22 protein-coding genes are annotated in these 16,748 nt (G+C 73.6%); 12 read left to right on the top strand and 10 right to left on the bottom strand.

The features are described 5' to 3' along the window. Positions 1 to 27 precede the first annotated feature (27 nt). Positions 28 to 411 (top strand): hypothetical protein, encoded by a 384-nt coding sequence (locus B4E97_RS10125; protein WP_286959747.1) that lies wholly within the window; start codon positions 28 to 30, stop codon positions 409 to 411. Positions 412 to 565: 154 nt separating this feature from the next. Here the strand turns inward: B4E97_RS10125 and B4E97_RS10120 are convergent, their stop codons facing one another. Beyond that, complete coding sequence (locus tag B4E97_RS10120) at positions 566 to 1,483, bottom strand: SDR family oxidoreductase (protein WP_019286790.1); 918 nt, start codon at positions 1,481 to 1,483, stop codon at positions 566 to 568. A 170-nt stretch (positions 1,484 to 1,653) separates the two neighbouring features. On the opposite strand from B4E97_RS10120, the gene B4E97_RS10115 reads away from it, so the two are divergent. From B4E97_RS10115 to B4E97_RS10080, 8 genes are all read left to right on the top strand, one after another. Further along, positions 1,654 to 2,016 carry a YciI family protein gene (locus B4E97_RS10115; RefSeq protein ID WP_037214953.1) on the top strand — a complete coding sequence of 121 codons (363 nt, stop codon included), beginning with the start codon at positions 1,654 to 1,656 and terminating at the stop codon, positions 2,014 to 2,016. Continuing rightward, a complete protein-coding gene (locus B4E97_RS10110) occupies positions 2,013 to 2,360 on the top strand; it encodes a YciI family protein (RefSeq protein ID WP_286959746.1) in 348 nt (115 codons plus the stop codon). Before B4E97_RS10115 ends, B4E97_RS10110 begins: the two co-directional genes overlap by 4 nt. A 6-nt stretch (positions 2,361 to 2,366) precedes the next feature. Beyond that, a complete protein-coding gene (locus tag B4E97_RS10105; RefSeq protein WP_286959744.1) occupies positions 2,367 to 3,647 on the top strand; it encodes an RNA polymerase sigma factor in 1,281 nt (426 codons plus the stop codon). Positions 3,648 to 3,710: 63 nt separating this feature from the next. Beyond that, positions 3,711 to 4,571, top strand: a complete 861-nt coding sequence (locus tag B4E97_RS10100) for an FkbM family methyltransferase (protein WP_286959743.1) — start codon at positions 3,711 to 3,713, stop codon at positions 4,569 to 4,571. Between the two features lie 59 nt (positions 4,572 to 4,630). Further along, complete coding sequence (locus B4E97_RS10095) at positions 4,631 to 4,783, top strand: hypothetical protein (RefSeq protein ID WP_286959742.1); 153 nt, start codon at positions 4,631 to 4,633, stop codon at positions 4,781 to 4,783. Continuing rightward, positions 4,780 to 5,586, top strand: coding sequence for an NAD-dependent epimerase/dehydratase family protein (locus tag B4E97_RS10090; protein ID WP_286959741.1), 807 nt, complete (start codon positions 4,780 to 4,782; stop codon positions 5,584 to 5,586). Before B4E97_RS10095 ends, B4E97_RS10090 begins: the two co-directional genes overlap by 4 nt. Positions 5,587 to 5,774: 188 nt before the next feature. Beyond that, positions 5,775 to 6,167 carry a DUF2237 family protein gene (locus B4E97_RS10085; RefSeq protein ID WP_286959740.1) on the top strand — a complete coding sequence of 131 codons (393 nt, stop codon included), beginning with the start codon at positions 5,775 to 5,777 and terminating at the stop codon, positions 6,165 to 6,167. Next, positions 6,160 to 7,014, top strand: a complete 855-nt coding sequence (locus B4E97_RS10080; protein ID WP_286959738.1) for an NAD-dependent epimerase/dehydratase family protein — start codon at positions 6,160 to 6,162, stop codon at positions 7,012 to 7,014. Before B4E97_RS10085 ends, B4E97_RS10080 begins: the two co-directional genes overlap by 8 nt. A gap of 82 nt (positions 7,015 to 7,096) precedes the next feature. On the opposite strand, the gene B4E97_RS10075 is transcribed toward B4E97_RS10080, so the two are convergent. The 4 genes from B4E97_RS10075 to B4E97_RS10060 form a co-directional block, all read right to left on the bottom strand. Further along, entirely contained in the window at positions 7,097 to 7,594 is a 498-nt protein-coding gene (locus B4E97_RS10075; RefSeq protein ID WP_286959737.1) for a metallophosphoesterase family protein, read from the bottom strand. Between the two features lie 36 nt (positions 7,595 to 7,630). Further along, positions 7,631 to 7,912, bottom strand: coding sequence for a mycoredoxin (locus B4E97_RS10070; RefSeq protein ID WP_286958565.1), 282 nt, complete (start codon positions 7,910 to 7,912; stop codon positions 7,631 to 7,633). Positions 7,913 to 7,972: 60 nt separating this feature from the next. Beyond that, the gene (locus B4E97_RS10065; RefSeq protein WP_286959736.1) at positions 7,973 to 8,941 is read right to left on the bottom strand and encodes a hypothetical protein; all 969 of its coding nucleotides are present in this window, start codon (positions 8,939 to 8,941) and stop codon (positions 7,973 to 7,975) included. A gap of 101 nt (positions 8,942 to 9,042) precedes the next feature. Continuing rightward, positions 9,043 to 9,573 (bottom strand): DUF1697 domain-containing protein, encoded by a 531-nt coding sequence (locus tag B4E97_RS10060; protein WP_239266733.1) that lies wholly within the window; start codon positions 9,571 to 9,573, stop codon positions 9,043 to 9,045. A 208-nt stretch (positions 9,574 to 9,781) separates the two neighbouring features. Between B4E97_RS10060 and B4E97_RS10055 the strand changes: the two genes are divergently transcribed. Next, entirely contained in the window at positions 9,782 to 10,819 is a 1,038-nt protein-coding gene (locus B4E97_RS10055) for a zinc-binding dehydrogenase (RefSeq protein ID WP_286959735.1), read from the top strand. Positions 10,820 to 10,860: 41 nt separating this feature from the next. Here the strand turns inward: B4E97_RS10055 and B4E97_RS10050 are convergent, their stop codons facing one another. The 4 genes from B4E97_RS10050 to B4E97_RS10035 form a co-directional block, all read right to left on the bottom strand. Then, positions 10,861 to 11,277 (bottom strand): VOC family protein, encoded by a 417-nt coding sequence (locus B4E97_RS10050; protein ID WP_286959733.1) that lies wholly within the window; start codon positions 11,275 to 11,277, stop codon positions 10,861 to 10,863. A gap of 19 nt (positions 11,278 to 11,296) precedes the next feature. Then, positions 11,297 to 12,106 carry a helix-turn-helix domain-containing protein gene (locus tag B4E97_RS10045; RefSeq protein ID WP_029211088.1) on the bottom strand — a complete coding sequence of 270 codons (810 nt, stop codon included), beginning with the start codon at positions 12,104 to 12,106 and terminating at the stop codon, positions 11,297 to 11,299. A gap of 391 nt (positions 12,107 to 12,497) precedes the next feature. After that, positions 12,498 to 12,860: a DsrE family protein gene (locus tag B4E97_RS10040; RefSeq protein WP_019286808.1), complete on the bottom strand. Its 363-nt coding sequence runs from the start codon at positions 12,858 to 12,860 to the stop codon at positions 12,498 to 12,500. Positions 12,861 to 13,015: 155 nt separating this feature from the next. Further along, the gene (locus B4E97_RS10035; RefSeq protein ID WP_286959731.1) at positions 13,016 to 14,104 is read right to left on the bottom strand and encodes an alpha/beta fold hydrolase; all 1,089 of its coding nucleotides are present in this window, start codon (positions 14,102 to 14,104) and stop codon (positions 13,016 to 13,018) included. Between the two features lie 91 nt (positions 14,105 to 14,195). Here B4E97_RS10035 and B4E97_RS10030 point away from each other — a divergent pair, with 91 nt between their 5' ends. Next, the gene (locus B4E97_RS10030) at positions 14,196 to 15,785 is read left to right on the top strand and encodes a molybdopterin-dependent oxidoreductase (protein ID WP_286959730.1); all 1,590 of its coding nucleotides are present in this window, start codon (positions 14,196 to 14,198) and stop codon (positions 15,783 to 15,785) included. Positions 15,786 to 15,882: 97 nt separating this feature from the next. Continuing rightward, positions 15,883 to 16,227: a hypothetical protein gene (locus tag B4E97_RS10025; protein ID WP_029211083.1), complete on the top strand. Its 345-nt coding sequence runs from the start codon at positions 15,883 to 15,885 to the stop codon at positions 16,225 to 16,227. 141 nt (positions 16,228 to 16,368) lie between these two features. Here B4E97_RS10025 and B4E97_RS10020 read toward each other — a convergent pair whose 3' ends face one another. Beyond that, positions 16,369 to 16,722: a VOC family protein gene (locus tag B4E97_RS10020; RefSeq protein WP_029211082.1), complete on the bottom strand. Its 354-nt coding sequence runs from the start codon at positions 16,720 to 16,722 to the stop codon at positions 16,369 to 16,371. Positions 16,723 to 16,748: the final 26 nt, after the last annotated feature.

Below are 16,748 nucleotides of genomic sequence, written 5' to 3'. Positions count from 1 at the left end.
CGGCGCCCAGTCCACCGGGAGGCCCCCATGTCCGAGAGCTTTCAGCCAGGTCACGAGCACGTCGAGAGCCGCGACGCGATCGTCACGCTCAGCACCCCCATGCTCGAGCAGCTCGACGACCGGCAGCGCCGCATCCTGGTCAACGACCTGGTCGAGCTGTCCCAGTCCGGGCGGGACCACCACGCGGTGTCGGAGATGCTCGGCGAGCGCCTGACCAAGCTCGGCATCGAGCAGCCCAAGCACGTCGTCGACCGCCTCTCGGAGAACATCGCGAAGGCCAGCAACCTCACCATCTCCCTCGACGACGGCACCGTGCTGCACGGCGACCCGAGCTGGACCCCGGCGACGCACGACACCGACGTCCAGGGCACCGAGGACCCGGCGGACGACGACCGCCCCACCTACAGCTGACGCCCGGGGTCGGGGAGTCGACGTCCCAGCGCCTCAGCGCCCCAGAGCGCCAGCGCCCGCGCCCCAGAGCCCCAGAGCCCCAGAGCACAAAGATCGTGAGGGTTGGTCCAAGGATGTTGGACCAAACCCTCACGATCTTGGGGGTGGTGCGGGATCAGGGGGTCGGCATACCGCCGTTGACGTTGAGCGTCTCGCCGATCACGTAGCTCGACTCGGGCGAGGCGAGGAAGACGTAGGCGGGGGCGAGCTCGGTCGGCTGGCCGGCGCGGCCGAGGGCGGTCGACTTGCCGAACTCCGGCAGGTCGTCGGGGAGCTGGCCGCCGGACGGCTGCAGCGGGGTCCAGATCGGGCCCGGGGCCACCGCGTTGACGCGAATCCCCTTGGGCGCCAGCTGCTCCGCCAGGCCCTTGGTGAAGTTGTTGATCGCGGCCTTGGTCGACGCGTAGTCGATCAGCGTCGCCGACGGGGAGTAGGCCTGGATCGACGTGGTGTTGATGATCGTCGCGCCCGGCTCGAGGTGCGGCAGGGCGGCGCGCACGAGGCGGAACATCGCGAGGATGTTGATGTCGTAGGTCGCCTCGAGCTGCTCGTCGTCGATGTCGTCGAAGGACTCCGTGGCGACCTGCTTGCCGCCGTTGTTGACCAGGATGTCCAGACCACCGAGGGTCTTGACGGCCTCGTCGACCAGGGTCTTGGCAAAGGCCTTGTCGCGCAGGTCACCCGGGACGGTGCCGACGGTGCGGCCCTCGGCCTCGATGATCGCGGCGACCTTCTTGGCGTCCTTCTCCTCCTCGGGGAGGTAGGTGATGACGACGTCGGCGCCCTCGCGGGCGTAGGCGATCGCGGTGGCCGCGCCGATGCCGGAGTCGCCACCGGTGATGAGCGCCTTGCGACCCTCGAGCCGACCGGTGCCGCGGTAGGACTTCTCGCCCAGGTCCGCCTTGGGCGTCATCTCGGCGTCCAGACCGGTGCCGGGCAGCGCCTCGGCGGGCGGCGTGATCGAGGGGTACCGCTTCACGGGGTCCTGCAGCGTCAGCTGGTCCACGGTGGTGGTGTTGGTGTCGTCGGACATGTGACTCTCCTTCGATGGTGGGCTTGTTCGTGCACCTACCCGGCAGGGAGGGGGTCTCACACGAGCGCCTCGCCGTCATTTCCCTCCCCTCAGCTGTCGATCTCGTGGGGGCCCGCGCGTCACAGTGGTGAGGTCGCACCCGCGGCCCGCAACCCGGATGGGAGATGACCATGGCTGACTACACCGTGCTGATCGTGGGAGACGCCGACCGTTGGTGGACCTCGATGAGCCTGGCGGAGCGCAAGGACGGCTACGCGCAGTACGAGAGGTTCGGCGAGGCCCTCGCCGCGGGCGGCCACCGCGTCGTGGGTGGTGCGGAGCTGACCCGTTCGTCGCAGTCGAGGTCGATCCCTGCGGGCGGCGGGCCCGTGACCGAGGGGCCCTACGCCGAGACGGCCGAGCAGGTCGGGGGCTACTACCAGATCGAGACGGACGACCTGGACGGCCTGCTCGAGTGCTGCCAGATCATCGCCGAGACGGGCGACGGCGTCGAGGTCCGCCCCAACGTCGATCCCGCGGATCGCCCGTCGTGACGCGCTATCTCGTGCTTCTCGCCTACGACCCGCGCACCTGGGAGTCGGCGACGGCGGAGGAGCAGCAGGAGTATGTCGACGCGCACGCCGCCTTCGAGGCCGCCGTCGACGCGCGCGGCCGCCGCCTCGGCTCGGCGCCCCTCGCGGGGGCAGACACCGCAACGACGGTGCGCCACGAGGGCGGCGAGGTCGTGGTGACGGACGGTCCGTACGCGGAGACGGCCGAGATGATCGCCGGCTACTACGACGTCGAGCTGCCAGACCTGGACGCAGCGGTGGCGGTGGCGCGGCTGCTGCCGGCGACCTACACCGTCGAGATCCGTCCGACGATCGAGCTCGGCTGAGGCGCCGTGACCGGCGAACCTGACGCGTCGCTCGCGCTGCTCGGGTCCGTCGTGCGCGAGGAGTGGGGACGCCTGACGTCCCTGCTCCTCGCGCGCTTCCGCCGGCTCGACCTGGTCGAGGACGCCCTGGCCGACGCCGTCGAGGCCGCCGCGCGACGGTGGCCCGTGGACGGAGTCCCGGACAGCCCGGTGGCCTGGCTCCACACCGCGGCCGCGCGGCGGGTGCTCGACCGGCTGCGCGCCGAGGCCATGCAGCACCGCCGTATGCCGTTGCTGGTCAGCGACATCCAGCGCACCGCAGGGAGCGGAGGCGCCATGGCCGACCCCGGGGGTCTGGTGGAGGACGACCTCCTGAGGCTCGTCCTCATGTGCACCCACCCCGCGCTGGCGCCGGAGGCCGCGAGCGCCCTCGCCCTGCGTCTGGTGGTGGGGGTCAGCACGCCCGACATCGCCCGGCTGTTCCTGGTGCCCGAGGCCACGATGGCGGCCCGGCTGACGCGGGCCAAGAAGAAGGTCGTGGCGGCCGGCATCCCCTTCGCCGTGCCGGGTGCCGCCGAGCTGCCGGGCCGGCTGTCGACGGTCGCGCAGACGGTCTACCTCGCGTTCACCGCCGGGTATGCCCCGGGCAGCGGGCCTGACCCGGTGCGCGCCGAGCTGGCCGGCGAGGCGGTCCGCCTGGTCCGTGCGGTGCGGGCGCTGACGCCCGGGGACCCCACCCTCACGGCCTTGCTCGCCCTGGTGCTGCTGCAGCACTCGCGCCGGGACGCCCGCACGGACGACGCCGGGCGGCTAGTGCTGCTCGCGGACCAGGACCGGAGCCGCTGGCACCGCGACGAGATCGCCGAGGCGGTGGCCCTGCTCGAGTCCGCACCCCTGCGTGGCGGGCTGCCGGTCCAGGCCGCCGCCTACCTCCTGCAGGCGCGCATCGCGGCGGAGCACGCGCTGGCGCCGCGGCCCGACGGCACCCGCTGGGACCGGATCGTCGCGCACTACGACCTGCTCGTGGCGGTGGCGCCCGGCCCGAGCGTCGAGCTCGCCCGCGCCGTGGCGGTGGCGCAGGCCCGCGGGCCAGGGGCCGGCCTGGCCGCTATCGCGGCGATCAGCGGGGTCGGCGGGGTCGGCGCGAGCCACCGGTTCGACGCCGTGCGCGCCGAGCTCCTGACCCGGGCCGGGCGAGTGGCGGCGGCCAGGACGGCATACGACGCGGCGATCTCCTTGTGCCGCAACGAGGCCGAGCTCAGCCACCTGCACGACCGGCGCGCTGCCCTCGACCAGCCACCGGGCTAACCCCCACCGCGACGACCGCCCCCTCTAGGGTCGACGGACCGCCGGCGCGACACGAGGAGCAGCATGTCCGGGACGATCTCCCCACGACGCGAGTCCGACCGTCTGGCAGACCTGCTCGGGCCGACGCGGCTCACGGAGGTCGTCGACATCGGGGCCAACCCGCTCGAGGACGAGCCGCCCTATCTCGCCATGCTGCGCGAGGGAGCCTGCCGGGTCACGGGATTCGAGCCGCAGCCCGAGGCGATCGAGCGACTGCGGTCGGCCGCAGGCGATCTCGAGCGCTACCTCCCCTATGCCATCGGGGACGGCGCCACCCACACCCTGCACCTGTGCGCCTCGTCCGGGTTCTCCAGCCTCTACGAGCCCGACCCCGCGCAGCTCGAGCTGCTCGTCGACTTCCCCCGGCTGGCAACGGTGGTCGACCGTCTGCCGCTCCCCACGACCCGCCTCGACGACGTCCGCGAGATCGAGCTGCTCGACCACCTCAAGATCGACGTGCAGGGCGCCGAGCTCATGATCTTTCGCGGCGGCCGCGAGACGCTGGCGCGGGCCACGACCATCCAGGTCGAGGTGGGCTTCCACCGGCTCTACCGGGCCCAACCGACCTTCGCCGAGATCGACCTCGAGCTGCGCGAGCAGGGGTTCGTGCCGCAGGGATTCGTCTCGACCAAGACCTGGCCGATCGCTCCCGTCCAGTGGGCCGACGCCGACGAGCGCCAGGCTCGGCAGCTCGTCGAGGCCGACGCCCTCTACGTCCGCGACCTCACGCGGCTCGACCTGCTCGACGACGAGCAGCTGCGTCACCTCGCGCTGGTCGCGCACCAGGTCTACGACCAGCGTGGGGTGGCGCTGCACGCCATACGGGAGCTGGTGCGACGGCGCGCGCTGGACCCGTCGACCGAGTCGCGCTACCGAGCGCCGTGACCAGGGGTTGTGCAGCACGTGTTCACCTCCTGTCCAGCGCCCGTGGCGAGAGTCGGCCCATGACCGACGTCGACGCAGCCCGCGAGACCGGGGTGGCCCGCGCGGAGCTGATGGCGACCGCTGACGGGCGGCAGCTCTACGAACGAGCAGGCTTCTGCGTGGCTGCCTTTCCCGCCATGCGCGCCGACCTGCGGGCGATGATGGAGCCATGACCGACACCGACACCGGCACCACCCAGACCAGGCGACGGATCCTCATCACCGGCGCGACCGGAGGCATCGGGCTGCTGCTGGCTGACCGCCTGCGCGACGACTACGAGATCGTGCAGCACGGCCGCACCCCCAAGAACGACGAGCAGGAGCGAGTGCTCCAGCGGGCCGACCTCGAGGACTACGCCGAGGTGCTGCCGCTCATGGAGGGCGTCGACACCGTCCTGCACCTCGCGGGCTCCGCCTCCCCCGAGTCCGACTGGGACGACGTGCTCGCCGCCAACATCGTGGGCTACCGCAACGTGCTCGAGGCGGCTCGCGAGGCCGGGGTGCGCCGCGTGGTCTACGCGTCGTCCAACCACGCGATGGGGATGTACGACCGGCTCGAGCAGTGGCCCGTCTATCCCCACCAGCTGCCGCGCGCCGACTCGCTGTACGGCGTGTCCAAGGTGTTCGGCGAGACGCTGGGCCGCTACTACCACGACGAGCACGGACTGGACGTCATCGCGCTCCGCATCGGGTGGATGTCCGACGACCCGTTCGACGCCGACGAGGACCTGCTGCACGCCATGTGGCTCAGCGAGGACGACACCGAGCGGGTCTTTCGCTGCGCGATCGAGGCCGAGGTGACCTTCGGGCTCTACTATGCGATCTCCGACAACCCCAACCGCCGCTGGGACCTCACCAACACGATGCTCGAGCTCGGCTACCGGCCGCAGGACTCGTGGACCGAGCGCACCGACGAGCCGGAGGACGTGGTCGAGGGCGGCGCCCCGGTGCGCGACGACTGGCCGCTCAACTCCTGACGCGCCCCGCCGTGCCCCCGGGGCGCGCCATACCTCCTGGGCACCCCCGAGGATCGTGAGGGTTTGGTCCAAGGATGGTGGACGTTGGGTCTGGTGGCAGAGGACCCCGCGCCCGGGCACCCCTCCTGACGGTGACCCGGCGTCGGGCCCAGGCCCCACCGACCGTCGGGCCCCGGCATACTGGCCCCATGACCCAGCTCAACGTCCTCGGCGGTCCGCTCGACGAGTGCGGGCAGGACCCCGTGACCGGGTTCTATCGCGACGCGACCTGCACGATCGGTCCGGAGGACCTGGGGCACCACTCGATCTGCGCGGTCGTCACCGTCGAGTTCCTGGCGCACCAGCGGTCGATCGGCAACGACCTGTCGACGCCACGCCCGCAGCACGGCTTCTCGGGGCTGCGGCCGGGCGACACCTGGTGCGTGACGGCGCGCAACTGGCTGATGGCGCACGAGGCGGGCGCGGCGGCGCCGGTGCGGCTCGCCGCGACCAACCAGGCGGTGCTGGGGATCGTGCCGCTGGAGGTGCTGCGCGGCTACGCCGTCGACGTGCCGGACGACACCAGCTCGCTCGATGGGTGACGGGGGCGCGCGGGCGACCGCCACGCTCGTCGGGTGCGGCGACCTCGGGTCCCGGATCGGGCTGCGCCTCGCGTCGGCCGGCGTCGATGTGCGCGCGGTGCGTCGCCACGCCGACCTGGTGCCGCCTCCGCTGACCGGCCTCTCCGCCGACATCACCGATCCCCGGGCTCCCCTGCCGGACCTGTCCGCCGACCTGCTCGTCGTCTGCCTGACCGCGGACGAGCGGGACGAGGCGGGCTACCGGCGCACCTATGTCGAAGGGATGTCGCGCGCTCTCGAGGCGGCCACCCGGGCGGGCCGGTCACCTCGCCGGGCCGTCCTCGTGTCCTCGACCGGGGTGTATGGCGACGCCGCCGGTCTCGTGGACGAGACGACCCCGCCGGAGCCGTCACGCCCGACCTCGCGCGTGCTGCTGGAGGCCGAGTCGGCGTTCCGGGAGGCGGTGCCGCACGGCACGGTGGCCCGGCTCAGCGGCCTGTACGGCGACCGCGAGCCCCGCATCGTCGCGCAGGTGCGCCGCGGCGAGGACCCGCACCCGCACCGGTGGACCAATCGGCTGCACCGGCACGACGCGGCGGCCGCCGTCGTCCACCTCCTGACCCGCCCCGAGGCGCCGGACCCGCTCTACGTCGTCACCGACGACGAGCCCTGCACCAGCGGCGAGCTGAGCGCGTATGTCGCTGCGCTGCTGGGGATCTCGTGGTCGGTCAGCACCCCTGGTCGATCCGTGGCCGAGGGTCGCTGCCTGTCCAACGCGCGTCTACGGGCGACCGGCTTCACGCTGCAGCACCCGACCTATCGCGAGGGCTACCGCGCCCTGCTGACCGGGCTCGGCCTCACCGTCTGACCCGGATCGGGTGAGTCTGCTGCTCGTCGACGAGCAGCGGACTCACCCGATGACGCGCGCCAGGCGCAAGGACGCCTCAGCCTCAGAGGGCCACGATCTCGTGGCGGACGAGCTCGCCTGCGGCGATCTCGAGGATCCCGGCCGTGTGCTGCGGCTGCCGCCTCTTGTCGGTCGGCGACCCGGGGTTGAACAGATGCGTCCCGTCCTCCACGAGGTCCATGGGGATGTGGGAGTGGCCGTAGACGACCACGTCGGCCTCCGGGAACCGCCGCCGCATCCGCCGCCCTCGCCCCTGCCGGGGACCGGCGTCGTGGATCATCGCGAGGCGGACGCCGTCGACCTCGAGCGACATCGTCTCCGGGACGCCGCCTCCCCACGCGGCGACCTCCGGGCCGTCGTTGTTGCCGAGGACGACCCGGACGGGCGCGAACGCCGACAGCTCGTCGAGCACCGCCGGCACGCACACGTCACCCGCGTGCAGGACGAGGTCCGCCCCCTCCAGCAGGGGAACGAGCCTGGGCGGCACGGACTTCCAGCGCCGGGGAGCGTGCGTGTCCGCGACCACCAGCAGCCGCGTCATACGGCTGACCACGGCGATGGCGACGGCACGGGAGACTCAGCCGAGCCGCGAACGGACCTCGGCCAGCGAGGGATTGGTGGCCGAGCTGCCGTCGGGAAAGACCACGGTCGGCACCGTCTGGTTGCCGTGGTTGATGGTCTCGACCAGCTCGGCGCTGGCGGACGAGTCCTCGATGTTGACCTCGGTGTAGCCGATCCCGGCGCGGTCGAGGTCGCCCTTGAGGCGGCGGCAGTAGCCGCACCAGGTGGTGGAGAACATCGTGATGGTGCTGGCCTGCGGCAGGGCGACGCCGGGGGGGAGGATCTCGCTCACGTTCATGCCCTCCCCAACACCGGGGCGGGCCGCGCGATTCCGCAGCCCCGCCCCGGCTCGAGCCGATCAGCGCGTCGGACGCCAGGGCTCTGCCTTGCCTGCGTCACCCACGCACGTGTCGACGATCGAGGTGGGCATGCCCGGCGCCCTGGACCGCAGGGTCGCGCAGGTCGGCGTGTCCTGGCCGCTCCACACCTCGGACCAGCCGTTGGCGCCCTGGGCCCACAGGGCGGCCGCGCCCTCGCACTCCGGCGCGAAGTAGCTGCCGCGCGCGTAGCCGCCGACCCGCTCGTCGACGCGGGCCCCGAGGTCGCAGCCGTCGCCGGCGTTCATCGTCCGCAGCCGCCCGACGAGGTAGGTCCGCAGCTCGCCCGTCGCGCCCGTGACCTGTGGGTCGGGCTCGGCGACCAGGCCGGGTCGCCAGGTGACGGCCTTGCCGTCGAGGAGGCACTGCCCGGCGATGCTGGTCGGCATCTGAGGCGCCAGGCGGGCCAGCTCGGTGCACTGTGGCGGCTCCTGCCCGCGGTGCACGACGTGCCAGTCGGCCGCCTCGCTGTAGGCCCAGATGCCCTTGCCGGCATCGCACTCCGGCGCGAAGTAGCTGCCGCGCGCGTAGCCGCCGACACGCTTGTCGACGCGGATGTTCACGTCGCAGCCGTCGCCCGCGTTGACGTCGGCGAGGTGCGCCTCGAGATAGACCTTGAGCCCGCCGGTCGCGCCGGTCACCTGGCCTCCCCCCTGCGTGCCCGTGGACGGGCGCGCCGCGCGGGTCGTGGTGCCGGTCGAGCTGCCGTATGTCGCGGCCGGGGCCCTCGGGGTCGGGGCTGTGGTGCCGGTCGTGCCGGCACCCGCGCTGCCCGTCCCGTTGGTGGCGGTGGGCGCGGACGGCATACCGGCCGTGCTCCCGCTGGACGCCGACGCGGCGCTCGACCGGGCCGCCGAGCTGCCCGCCGCGTCGCTCCCCCCGGAGCCGCAGGCGGTCAGCGCCAGCACGGCGACGGCGGACGAGGCGAGTGCTGCGATGCGAGTTCCCATGACGTTCCCCCTGTTTCATGGACCGGGCGGTGCGCCCTGGCTCTGCTGGGGAGACGCGGCTCACGGGCCAGGAGGTTGCACATCCATCCGGGCGACCCATCTCAGCACCACTTGGCCGCGATGGCCTCGACCACGGTGCGGTTGCGGTTGGTGGCCATCCCTGCGACGCGCTCGACGGCCGTGTTGGTGAGTCGCGACCGGTGGTAGTCGGGGCCGAGCAGCAGGTGCACGGCCCGCCCACGGGGCACGACCCGCTCGCCGGGAGCCTCGAGGGCGTGCAGCGCAGTGACCACCTCCGCGGACGGCTCCTGCGGCAGGAAGGACACGTAGTGCCTGCCCTCGTGCCCCTCGCCGACCTCGTCCAGCTCGTCGGCCACCGCGCGGACCTCCGCCGGCGTCAGCAGCGCCACCGGCACCTCGAATCCCCTGTCGTCCAGGAATGCCCGCTCCATCGCGGCGACGACCTTGTCGCGCGAGCGCATCGTCGTGGTGAGGCGCACGTTGCCGGTGTTGATGTGGGTGGCGACGTCGGTGAACCCCGCCGCCTCCAGGCACGCGACGATCTGCTGGGGCGAGAACGTCCGCTTGCCGGCGAGGTTGATCGCCCGCAGGAAGCCGATCCAGGTGCTCATGACGCCATCCTCCCCCACCACCCGCCGAGACGCCCCCGCCCACCCCGTCGAGAGGCTCCCACCCACCCGTTGAGAGGCGACAAATGGGGGTTGTGGCCGGCTCATCACCCCCATTTGTCGCCTCTCGACGAAGGAGGGCGGGAGGGAGGCGGGAGGGCGGGCTCGACGGGCGGGCACCTAGACTCGCGGGCAGTCGAGAGGAGCGAGCGTGCGTGCTGTCGTGATGGACGAGCTGGCCGGGCCGCTGCAGGTGCGGGAGGTGGCCGACCCCGCGCCGCCCGCGGGCGGGGTGGTCGTCGACGTGCACGCCACGGGACTGTGCCGCAGCGACTGGCACGCCTGGGCCGGGCACGACGACGTCGCGCTGCCCCACGTGCCAGGGCACGAGCTGGCCGGCGTGGTCAGCGTCGTCGGCACGGGCGTCTCGCGCTGGCGGGTCGGCGATCGCGTGACGGTGCCCTTCGTGTGCGGGTGCGGACGCTGCGACTGGTGCCTCACCGGTCAGGCGCAGGTGTGCCCCGCGCAGGAGCAGCCCGGTTTCACGCACTGGGGATCCTTTGCCGAGCGGGTGGTGCTGCACGCCGCCGACACCAATCTCGTCGCCATCCCCGACGGCGTCACGACCGAGGCGGCGGCCAGCCTGGGCTGCCGGTTCGCGACGGCCTACCGCGCCCTCACCGCTCGTGCCGACGTGCAGCCCGGCGAGTGGGTGTGCGTCGTGGGGGCCGGGGGCGTCGGGCTCAGCGCGGTCATGGTCGCGAGCGCGCTCGGGGCGCGGGTCGTCGCGGTGGACCGGTCGGTCGGGGCGCTCGAGCGCGCCGCCGCGATGGGCGCGACCAGCACGGTCCTCAGCGAGACCGGGGTGGACGTCCCCGCCGAGGTGCAGGCCCTGACCGGCGGGGCGCACGTCAGCGTCGACGCGGTGGGCAGCGAGCAGACCGCCGCGAGCGCCGTGCTCAGCCTGCGCCGACGCGGGCGACACGTGCAGGTCGGTCTGCTGCCGCCCGTGGACGGCCATCCGCGCCTCCCCATGGACCGCGTGATCGCCTGGGAGCTCGACCTGCTCGGCAGCCACGGCATGGCGGCCGCGGACTACCCCGGGATGCTGGCGCTGATCGAGGGCGGTGCGCTGCGACCGCAGGACCTGGTCGAGCGGGCCGTCGGCCTGGCGGACGCGGCGCGGCTGCTGCCCGCGATGGACACGGCCGCGCCCGCCGGCATCACGATCATCGATCCCCGCCGCTGACGCGCCCGGGCCTGGCACGGCTGCACGGCCCCGGCCCGCCCTCACGCCCCCGCGTAGGACCCGATGGAGTACTGGTTGCCCTCGGGGTCGGCGACCGAGGCCGACCGGCCGCCGTAGTCCTGGTCCGACGGCGCCATGATCGAGGTGCCGCCCGCCGCGAGCGCGCGCTCGTGGACCTCGTCGACCTGCTCGTCGGTGGGGACGACGAGATAGCAGGTGGCGACGCCGACGCGCCGCTGGTAGCCGCTGCCGGACGGGACGGCCCGCCCCGCGGAGCCGCACATGACGCCACCGGCGGCGCCGGCGGCGCCCCAGGCGAGCTCGGCGTGCACGACCGTGCTCGGGTCGTCGGGGTCGCGGTGGACCGCGCGCTCGTCGAAGCCCAGCGCCCGCAGGAAGGTCAGGCCCGCGTCGGCGTCGTCGAAGTGGACGCTGTGGAACAGGGTTGGTGTGGTCATGGCTCCAGCCTCCTGCGGCTCACGCCGGATCGTCTTGAACGATGGGGAACACCTCGGACCGCCACTGCGTGGGCGTCTGCCCGGCGAGTGCACGGAACTCGCGGCTGAGGTGGGCCTGGTCGGCATACCCCGCGCGGGCGGCGACCTCGACCCACGGCTGCCCGGCGCGCGCGAGGCGCATCGCCGCACCGAACCTGTGGAGCTGCCGGACCTCCTGCGGCGGCAGCCCGAACTCGCCGGTGAAGCGGGTGACCAGGTGGCGCCGCGACCAGCCCACCTCGGACGCGAGGCCGGATACCGTCACCCGCCCGCCCCGGCGGTCGAGCAGCCGCCACGCGTGCGCGAGATCGTCTGGCACGACGGACCGTTCGCGGGAGGCAACCTGCAGCAGATGCTCCTCGAGCAGGGCGAACCGCGCGTCCCAGCCCCACCGATTCAGCCCCGCCAGCCGCTCGTGCAGGTCGTGGGGGATGCCCGTGGGCAGGTCGGCGTGGGCGACGAGACCGCGGGCGATCGCGGCGGCTGGCACCCCCAGCAGCGCACGGCAGCCGGCCGGCGTGAGGTCCAGCTGGATGCCGTGCTGCACGCCGTGGGTGCGGATCAGCGCCGGGCGGGTGTGGAGCCCGGAGGCGAGCAGCCACTGCCGCGAACGCGCGTCGGGCTGGTCGCACCAGGTCACGTCGAGCGGCTCGTCGAAGCTGATGATGACGGTCGCGCTCGGGCCGGGCACGCCGTGGTGCACCGCGCGCGGGTCGAGGCGCAGGTCATAGCCCGACATCCGGTGGACCAGGCCCGCCAGAGCGGGGTGCACCCGCCGGTCGTGCTGCATGGCGTCCAGGCTGGCACGTGCAGGACGGCCCGTCGAGGGTGGCTGCGGCATGCGGGTGCGAGGGCGGACCCGGTATGACGAACCGCCCGCACGACGCGGCCGCGGGCGAAGGCCATGTTGGCGAGGGTCCAGGCGGCCGGTCTCTCCATGGCGGGGTCGTGGAGCCGGGCGAGGCCAGCCTCCAGGTCCGCGGTCAGCTGCTCGACGGCCGGGTGGCGGGCCGCGAGGGCGGCGATGAGGGCCGACCGGAGTCGAGGTGGGAGATCTCGCTCACGGAGAAGCGCGCGTCGGCGAGCGTGATCAGCGAGTCCCGCGGAGGGGCCGCTCACCCCCCGGTCATCGGGCGGATCGCGGGTGATGTCCCGCGCGACGGCGCCTGTCGCCCCGAGTCTCAGTAGCTGAAGGTCGTGGCCCCCTCGTCGCCGATCCACTCCCACAGCTGGACGGACCCACCCTTGCGGGCGTTGTCGAGGAAGGTCGACGGGTCGAGCCCCTTGGCGTCCACGCAGATCCCGCAGACGATCATGGTGCCGCCCGCGGCGGCATACCGCGAGAGCAGGGTCGGCAGGGGCGGGCACCCGTCGCAGGCGACCCCCCGGGCGACCCCGTCGACGGCGAGGCGCACGGCCTCCTTGGTGAGGAACATCGTGGTCTCTCGGCCCGACTCCGCGGCGCCGACGGCGACGAGGAACGCGACGGTGACGCGCTCCGGGTCCTCCAGGCCGGTGGTCAGGCTGATGGCTGCCTTGCTCATGGTGCGCTCCTCGTGCTGGGGGCCGCTGCTGGGCCCGACAAGCCGACGCTAGGCCGGCACGCCACGGGATCGCATCGGTGCCGCCACCCAACGCGAGGCCGCGCGCCCAGCCCGCGCGTAGTCGCCCCCGCCCGCCCCCGCCCGCTCGTGCTCGCTCAGCCCTCGCGGACCCATTGCGCCGCGGCGGCCGCGCGTGCCGTGGGGCCGCCGACGCCGAGGCGGGCATAGGCGTTCTGGAGGTGCCGCTCGACGGTGCGGACGCTGAGCGACAGGATGGCGCCGATGCCGGCGTTGTCGAGCCCCTGCGCCGCGAGCGCCAGCACCTCGCCCTCGCGCGGGGTGAGCAGCTCGCGCGCCGAGACCGCCGGCGCGACACCACCGTCCGCGCCCTCCGCGAGAAAGGCCGACACCTCGCGGAGGAACACCGGCCAGGCCGGCTCGTCCTCGAGCAGGATGTGGTTGCGGCTGTCGAGCAGCACCAGTCGGGCGCCCGGGATCCCGCGGGCGAGGATCCGCGAGTGCTCGACGTCGTTCATCCGCTCGTGCCGCGAGTGCACCACCAGGGTCGGGACGTCGAGGGTCGCCAGCAGGTCGGTCGCATCGGCCTGACCCCGCTGCCGGCGGGACTCGTAGGCCGTGCGCGCGCTCACCGCGCGGCGGTGCAGGTCGTCGAGCCAGCGCATCTGCTCCTCGGTCGCGTCCGGGATCATCATCGACGTGAAGACCCGGCGAAAGACGGGGTCCCGGCGGTCCCAGCCCGCGCGGATCATCGCCTCGAAGGCCGCCTCCAGCTCGCGGTCGTCGTCGGTGACGTGGCGCAGGGCGCCGGCGTAGGTGCTGGCGCACACCAGGTGCGTCACTCGCTCGGGATGCCGCGCCGCGTAGTGCAGCGCCACCGGGCCGCCCTGCGCCATCGCCATCAGCGCGAACCGCTCCAGCCCCGCGTCCTCCACCACCGCGACGAGGTCCTCGATGCGCCGCTCGAGCCCGAAGTCGGTGACCTCGCGGTCGGACAACCCGTGCCCGCGCTCGTCGAACCGCACCACCGTGCGCGTGCGCCCCAGCTCGACGAGGTAGTGACGCCATACCGGCGACTGCCAGTCGAACTCGAGGTGGCTCAGCCAGCAGCTGTCGAGAACCAGCGGGGGCCCGGCCCCGTGGACGGCGTAGGCGATCGTCGTCCCGTCGGACGATCGGCAGAACCGCACTCGCTGAGGGCTGTCGCGAGGAACGCCGTTCCTCATGGACCAAGGCTAGCCCCCGCCTCGCGCGGCGCCCAGGCTCGTCGCAGGCGCAGGACCACACCTCCCAGGGTCCAGGCATAGCGTCAGTGGCGTGAACCTCGACGGCGGCGCGACATCGGACAGGCCAGGCGACCGGGTCTCCCCGGCCGCTCGGGGAGCGATCGTCGGCCTGGCAGCGGGAGCGGTGACCGTCGGCGTCGCCGAGCTGCTGGCCGGCTTCGCGCAGCGGGCCACCTGGTCCAGCGGCACGCCCTCCCCGATCGACGCGGTCGGGGGTGCCTTCGTCGACCGGACTCCCCCGTGGCTCAAGGACTTTGCCGTCGCGACCTTCGGCACCCACGACAAGGCCGTGCTGTATGCCGGGATCGCCGTCACCCTCGTGGTGCTCGCCTGCGGCATCGGGCTCTTGGCGCTCCGCACGGCGCGGGGCGCCCTGGCCGCCCTCGCGCTGCTGGTCGGCGTCGCCATGGCCGCGGTGCTGTCCCGCCCCCAGGCCGCCGTCACCGACCTGGTCCCGTTGCTGCTCGGTGGCCTGGCGGGGATGTGGGCGCTCTCGCGCTGGGCGGCTCCCGCCTCGGCAACCGTGGCGGCCGTCTCCATGACCGAGCCGCGGCCGGTGTCGCGTCGGGTCCTGCTGGGCTCGGGCATCGCCGCCGTCGTCGGAGGGGCCGCGGCGGTGGCCGTCGGTCGCCTCGTGGCGGGCAGCGCGCGAGCCGGGGCGGCGGCCCGGGCGGCGTTCGTCGTGCCGAGGGTCGCCGCGCCGGTGGTCGTGCCGGCGGGCGCCGACCTGGGCATCGCCGGCGTCACGCCGTTCGTCGTGCCCAACGCCGACTTCTACCGCATCGACACGGCGCTGGTCGTCCCGCAGGTCGACCCCGCCACCTGGTCCCTGCGCGTGACCGGCCTGGTCGACCGCGAGATCACCCTCGACTGGCCGACCCTGCTGGCCAAGCCCATGCAGGAGTCGATGGTCACGCTGATGTGCGTCTCCAACGAGGTGGGTGGCACCCTCAACGGCAACGCCGTCTGGACGGGGTGGCCCGTGCGAGAGCTGTTGCGCGAGGCCGGGGTTCGCGACGGCGCTGACATGGTGCTGTCCACCAGCGTCGACGGTTTCACCGCCGGCACCCCGCTGGAGGCCCTGACCGACGACCGGGACGCCCTGCTCGTCGTCGCGCAGAACGGCCAGCCCCTGCTGCCCGAGCACGGCTTCCCCGTGCGCCTGGTCGTGCCCGGGCTCTACGGCTACGTCAGCGCCACGAAGTGGGTGACCGAGCTCAAGGTGACGACCTTCGCGGCGGACCAGGGCTACTGGACGCCGCGCGGCTGGTCGGCGCTCGGTCCGGTCAAGACCCAGTCCCGCATCGACGTCCCCCGCGACGGGGCGACCGTGGCCGCCGGCACCGTCGCCGTGGCGGGCGTCGCGTGGGCGCAGCACCGCGGGATCACGGGCGTGCAGGTGCAGGTCGACGGCGGCCCCTGGGTCGACGCCCGGCTCGGCGCGGACGCCACGTCCGACGCCTGGCGCCAGTGGGTCTACGAGTGGCCGGCCACGTCGGGGCGGCACACGATCGCCATCCGAGCCGTCGACGCGACCGGGCAGCCCGAGACCGCCGAGCCGGCCCCACCCGCGCCGAACGGCGCGAGCGGCCACCACACGATCTCGGTCACCGTCTCCTGACCTGCCGGTCGGTCAGCCTCGGCGGGCCCGTCCAAGCTCAGCCGGCAGCGGCGGGTCGGGGCTCCTGAGCTCGACGAACATCGAGTGCGTCGGGGTCGTGCTGCAGGTCGGCTCAGGTCTGGCCATTCGGGAGTCGGACACGATCCGGTCTCGCGTCGCCTGGGCCGGCTCGGCCCGGCTCCTCCTCGGCCCCGAGGTCGGCGAGCTGTCCCGGGCGGACCTCGTCGACGCCGACTCCGACGCCGACGTGCGCGTCATCGATCCGATGGAGTACGGCCGCGACACCGACGACCTCGACCACGGTGACGACCTGCGAGGCGACGAGCGCAACCGGGACGAGTTCCGGGACGGCGACGCTGACCGGCTGAGCGACAGCGACGCCGGGCCCCGCGGGGACCGTGACACCGGTGTCCTGGACGACGGCGACGCCACTCGCCGCTGACACTTCGCCTGACAGAGCGGGACGGTGCCCTCGGCGCCGTCCCGCTCTGTCGTGCCCCTCCGTCGCCCCGCTCTGTCGTCCCCCTCCGTCGTCCCGGGGCGGGCGACCGCGGCGGGCACGGATCCGCAGAGCGGTGGCAGGTCAGGCGTGGCGGCGGCCGATGTCGAAGCAGTTGCCCTCGGGGTCGAGCAGCGTCGTCCACCGGACGCCGTACTCGTCGAAGTCGGCGACGCGCTCGGCGCCCAGCGCGACGACGCGCTCCACCTCGGCCGGGTAGTCCGGGTCCACCAGGTCGACGTGCACGGGGGCCTTGCCCGCAGCCCGGGGCTCTGCCCGCAGGAACAACCAGCCCGGCCCGTCGCCATACATCCCGATCGCGGCGAAGAACTCGCTGGCGCCCGCGTCGACGGGTCGCTCGAGGACCTGGGACCAGAAGGTGGCGGTGCGGGTGACGTCGAGGCAGTCGAACGTGACGGCGCCGAGGGTGAGGGACATGAGTTCTCCTGGGTGAGTGGCGGATC

The sequence above is a fragment of the Arsenicicoccus sp. UBA7492 genome, assembly GCF_002479615.1.
GTDB lineage: Bacteria > Actinomycetota > Actinomycetes > Actinomycetales > Dermatophilaceae > Arsenicicoccus > Arsenicicoccus bolidensis.
The sequence above is the reverse complement of the archived record's forward strand: the minus strand, read 5'-3'. Positions and strand labels throughout refer to the sequence as shown.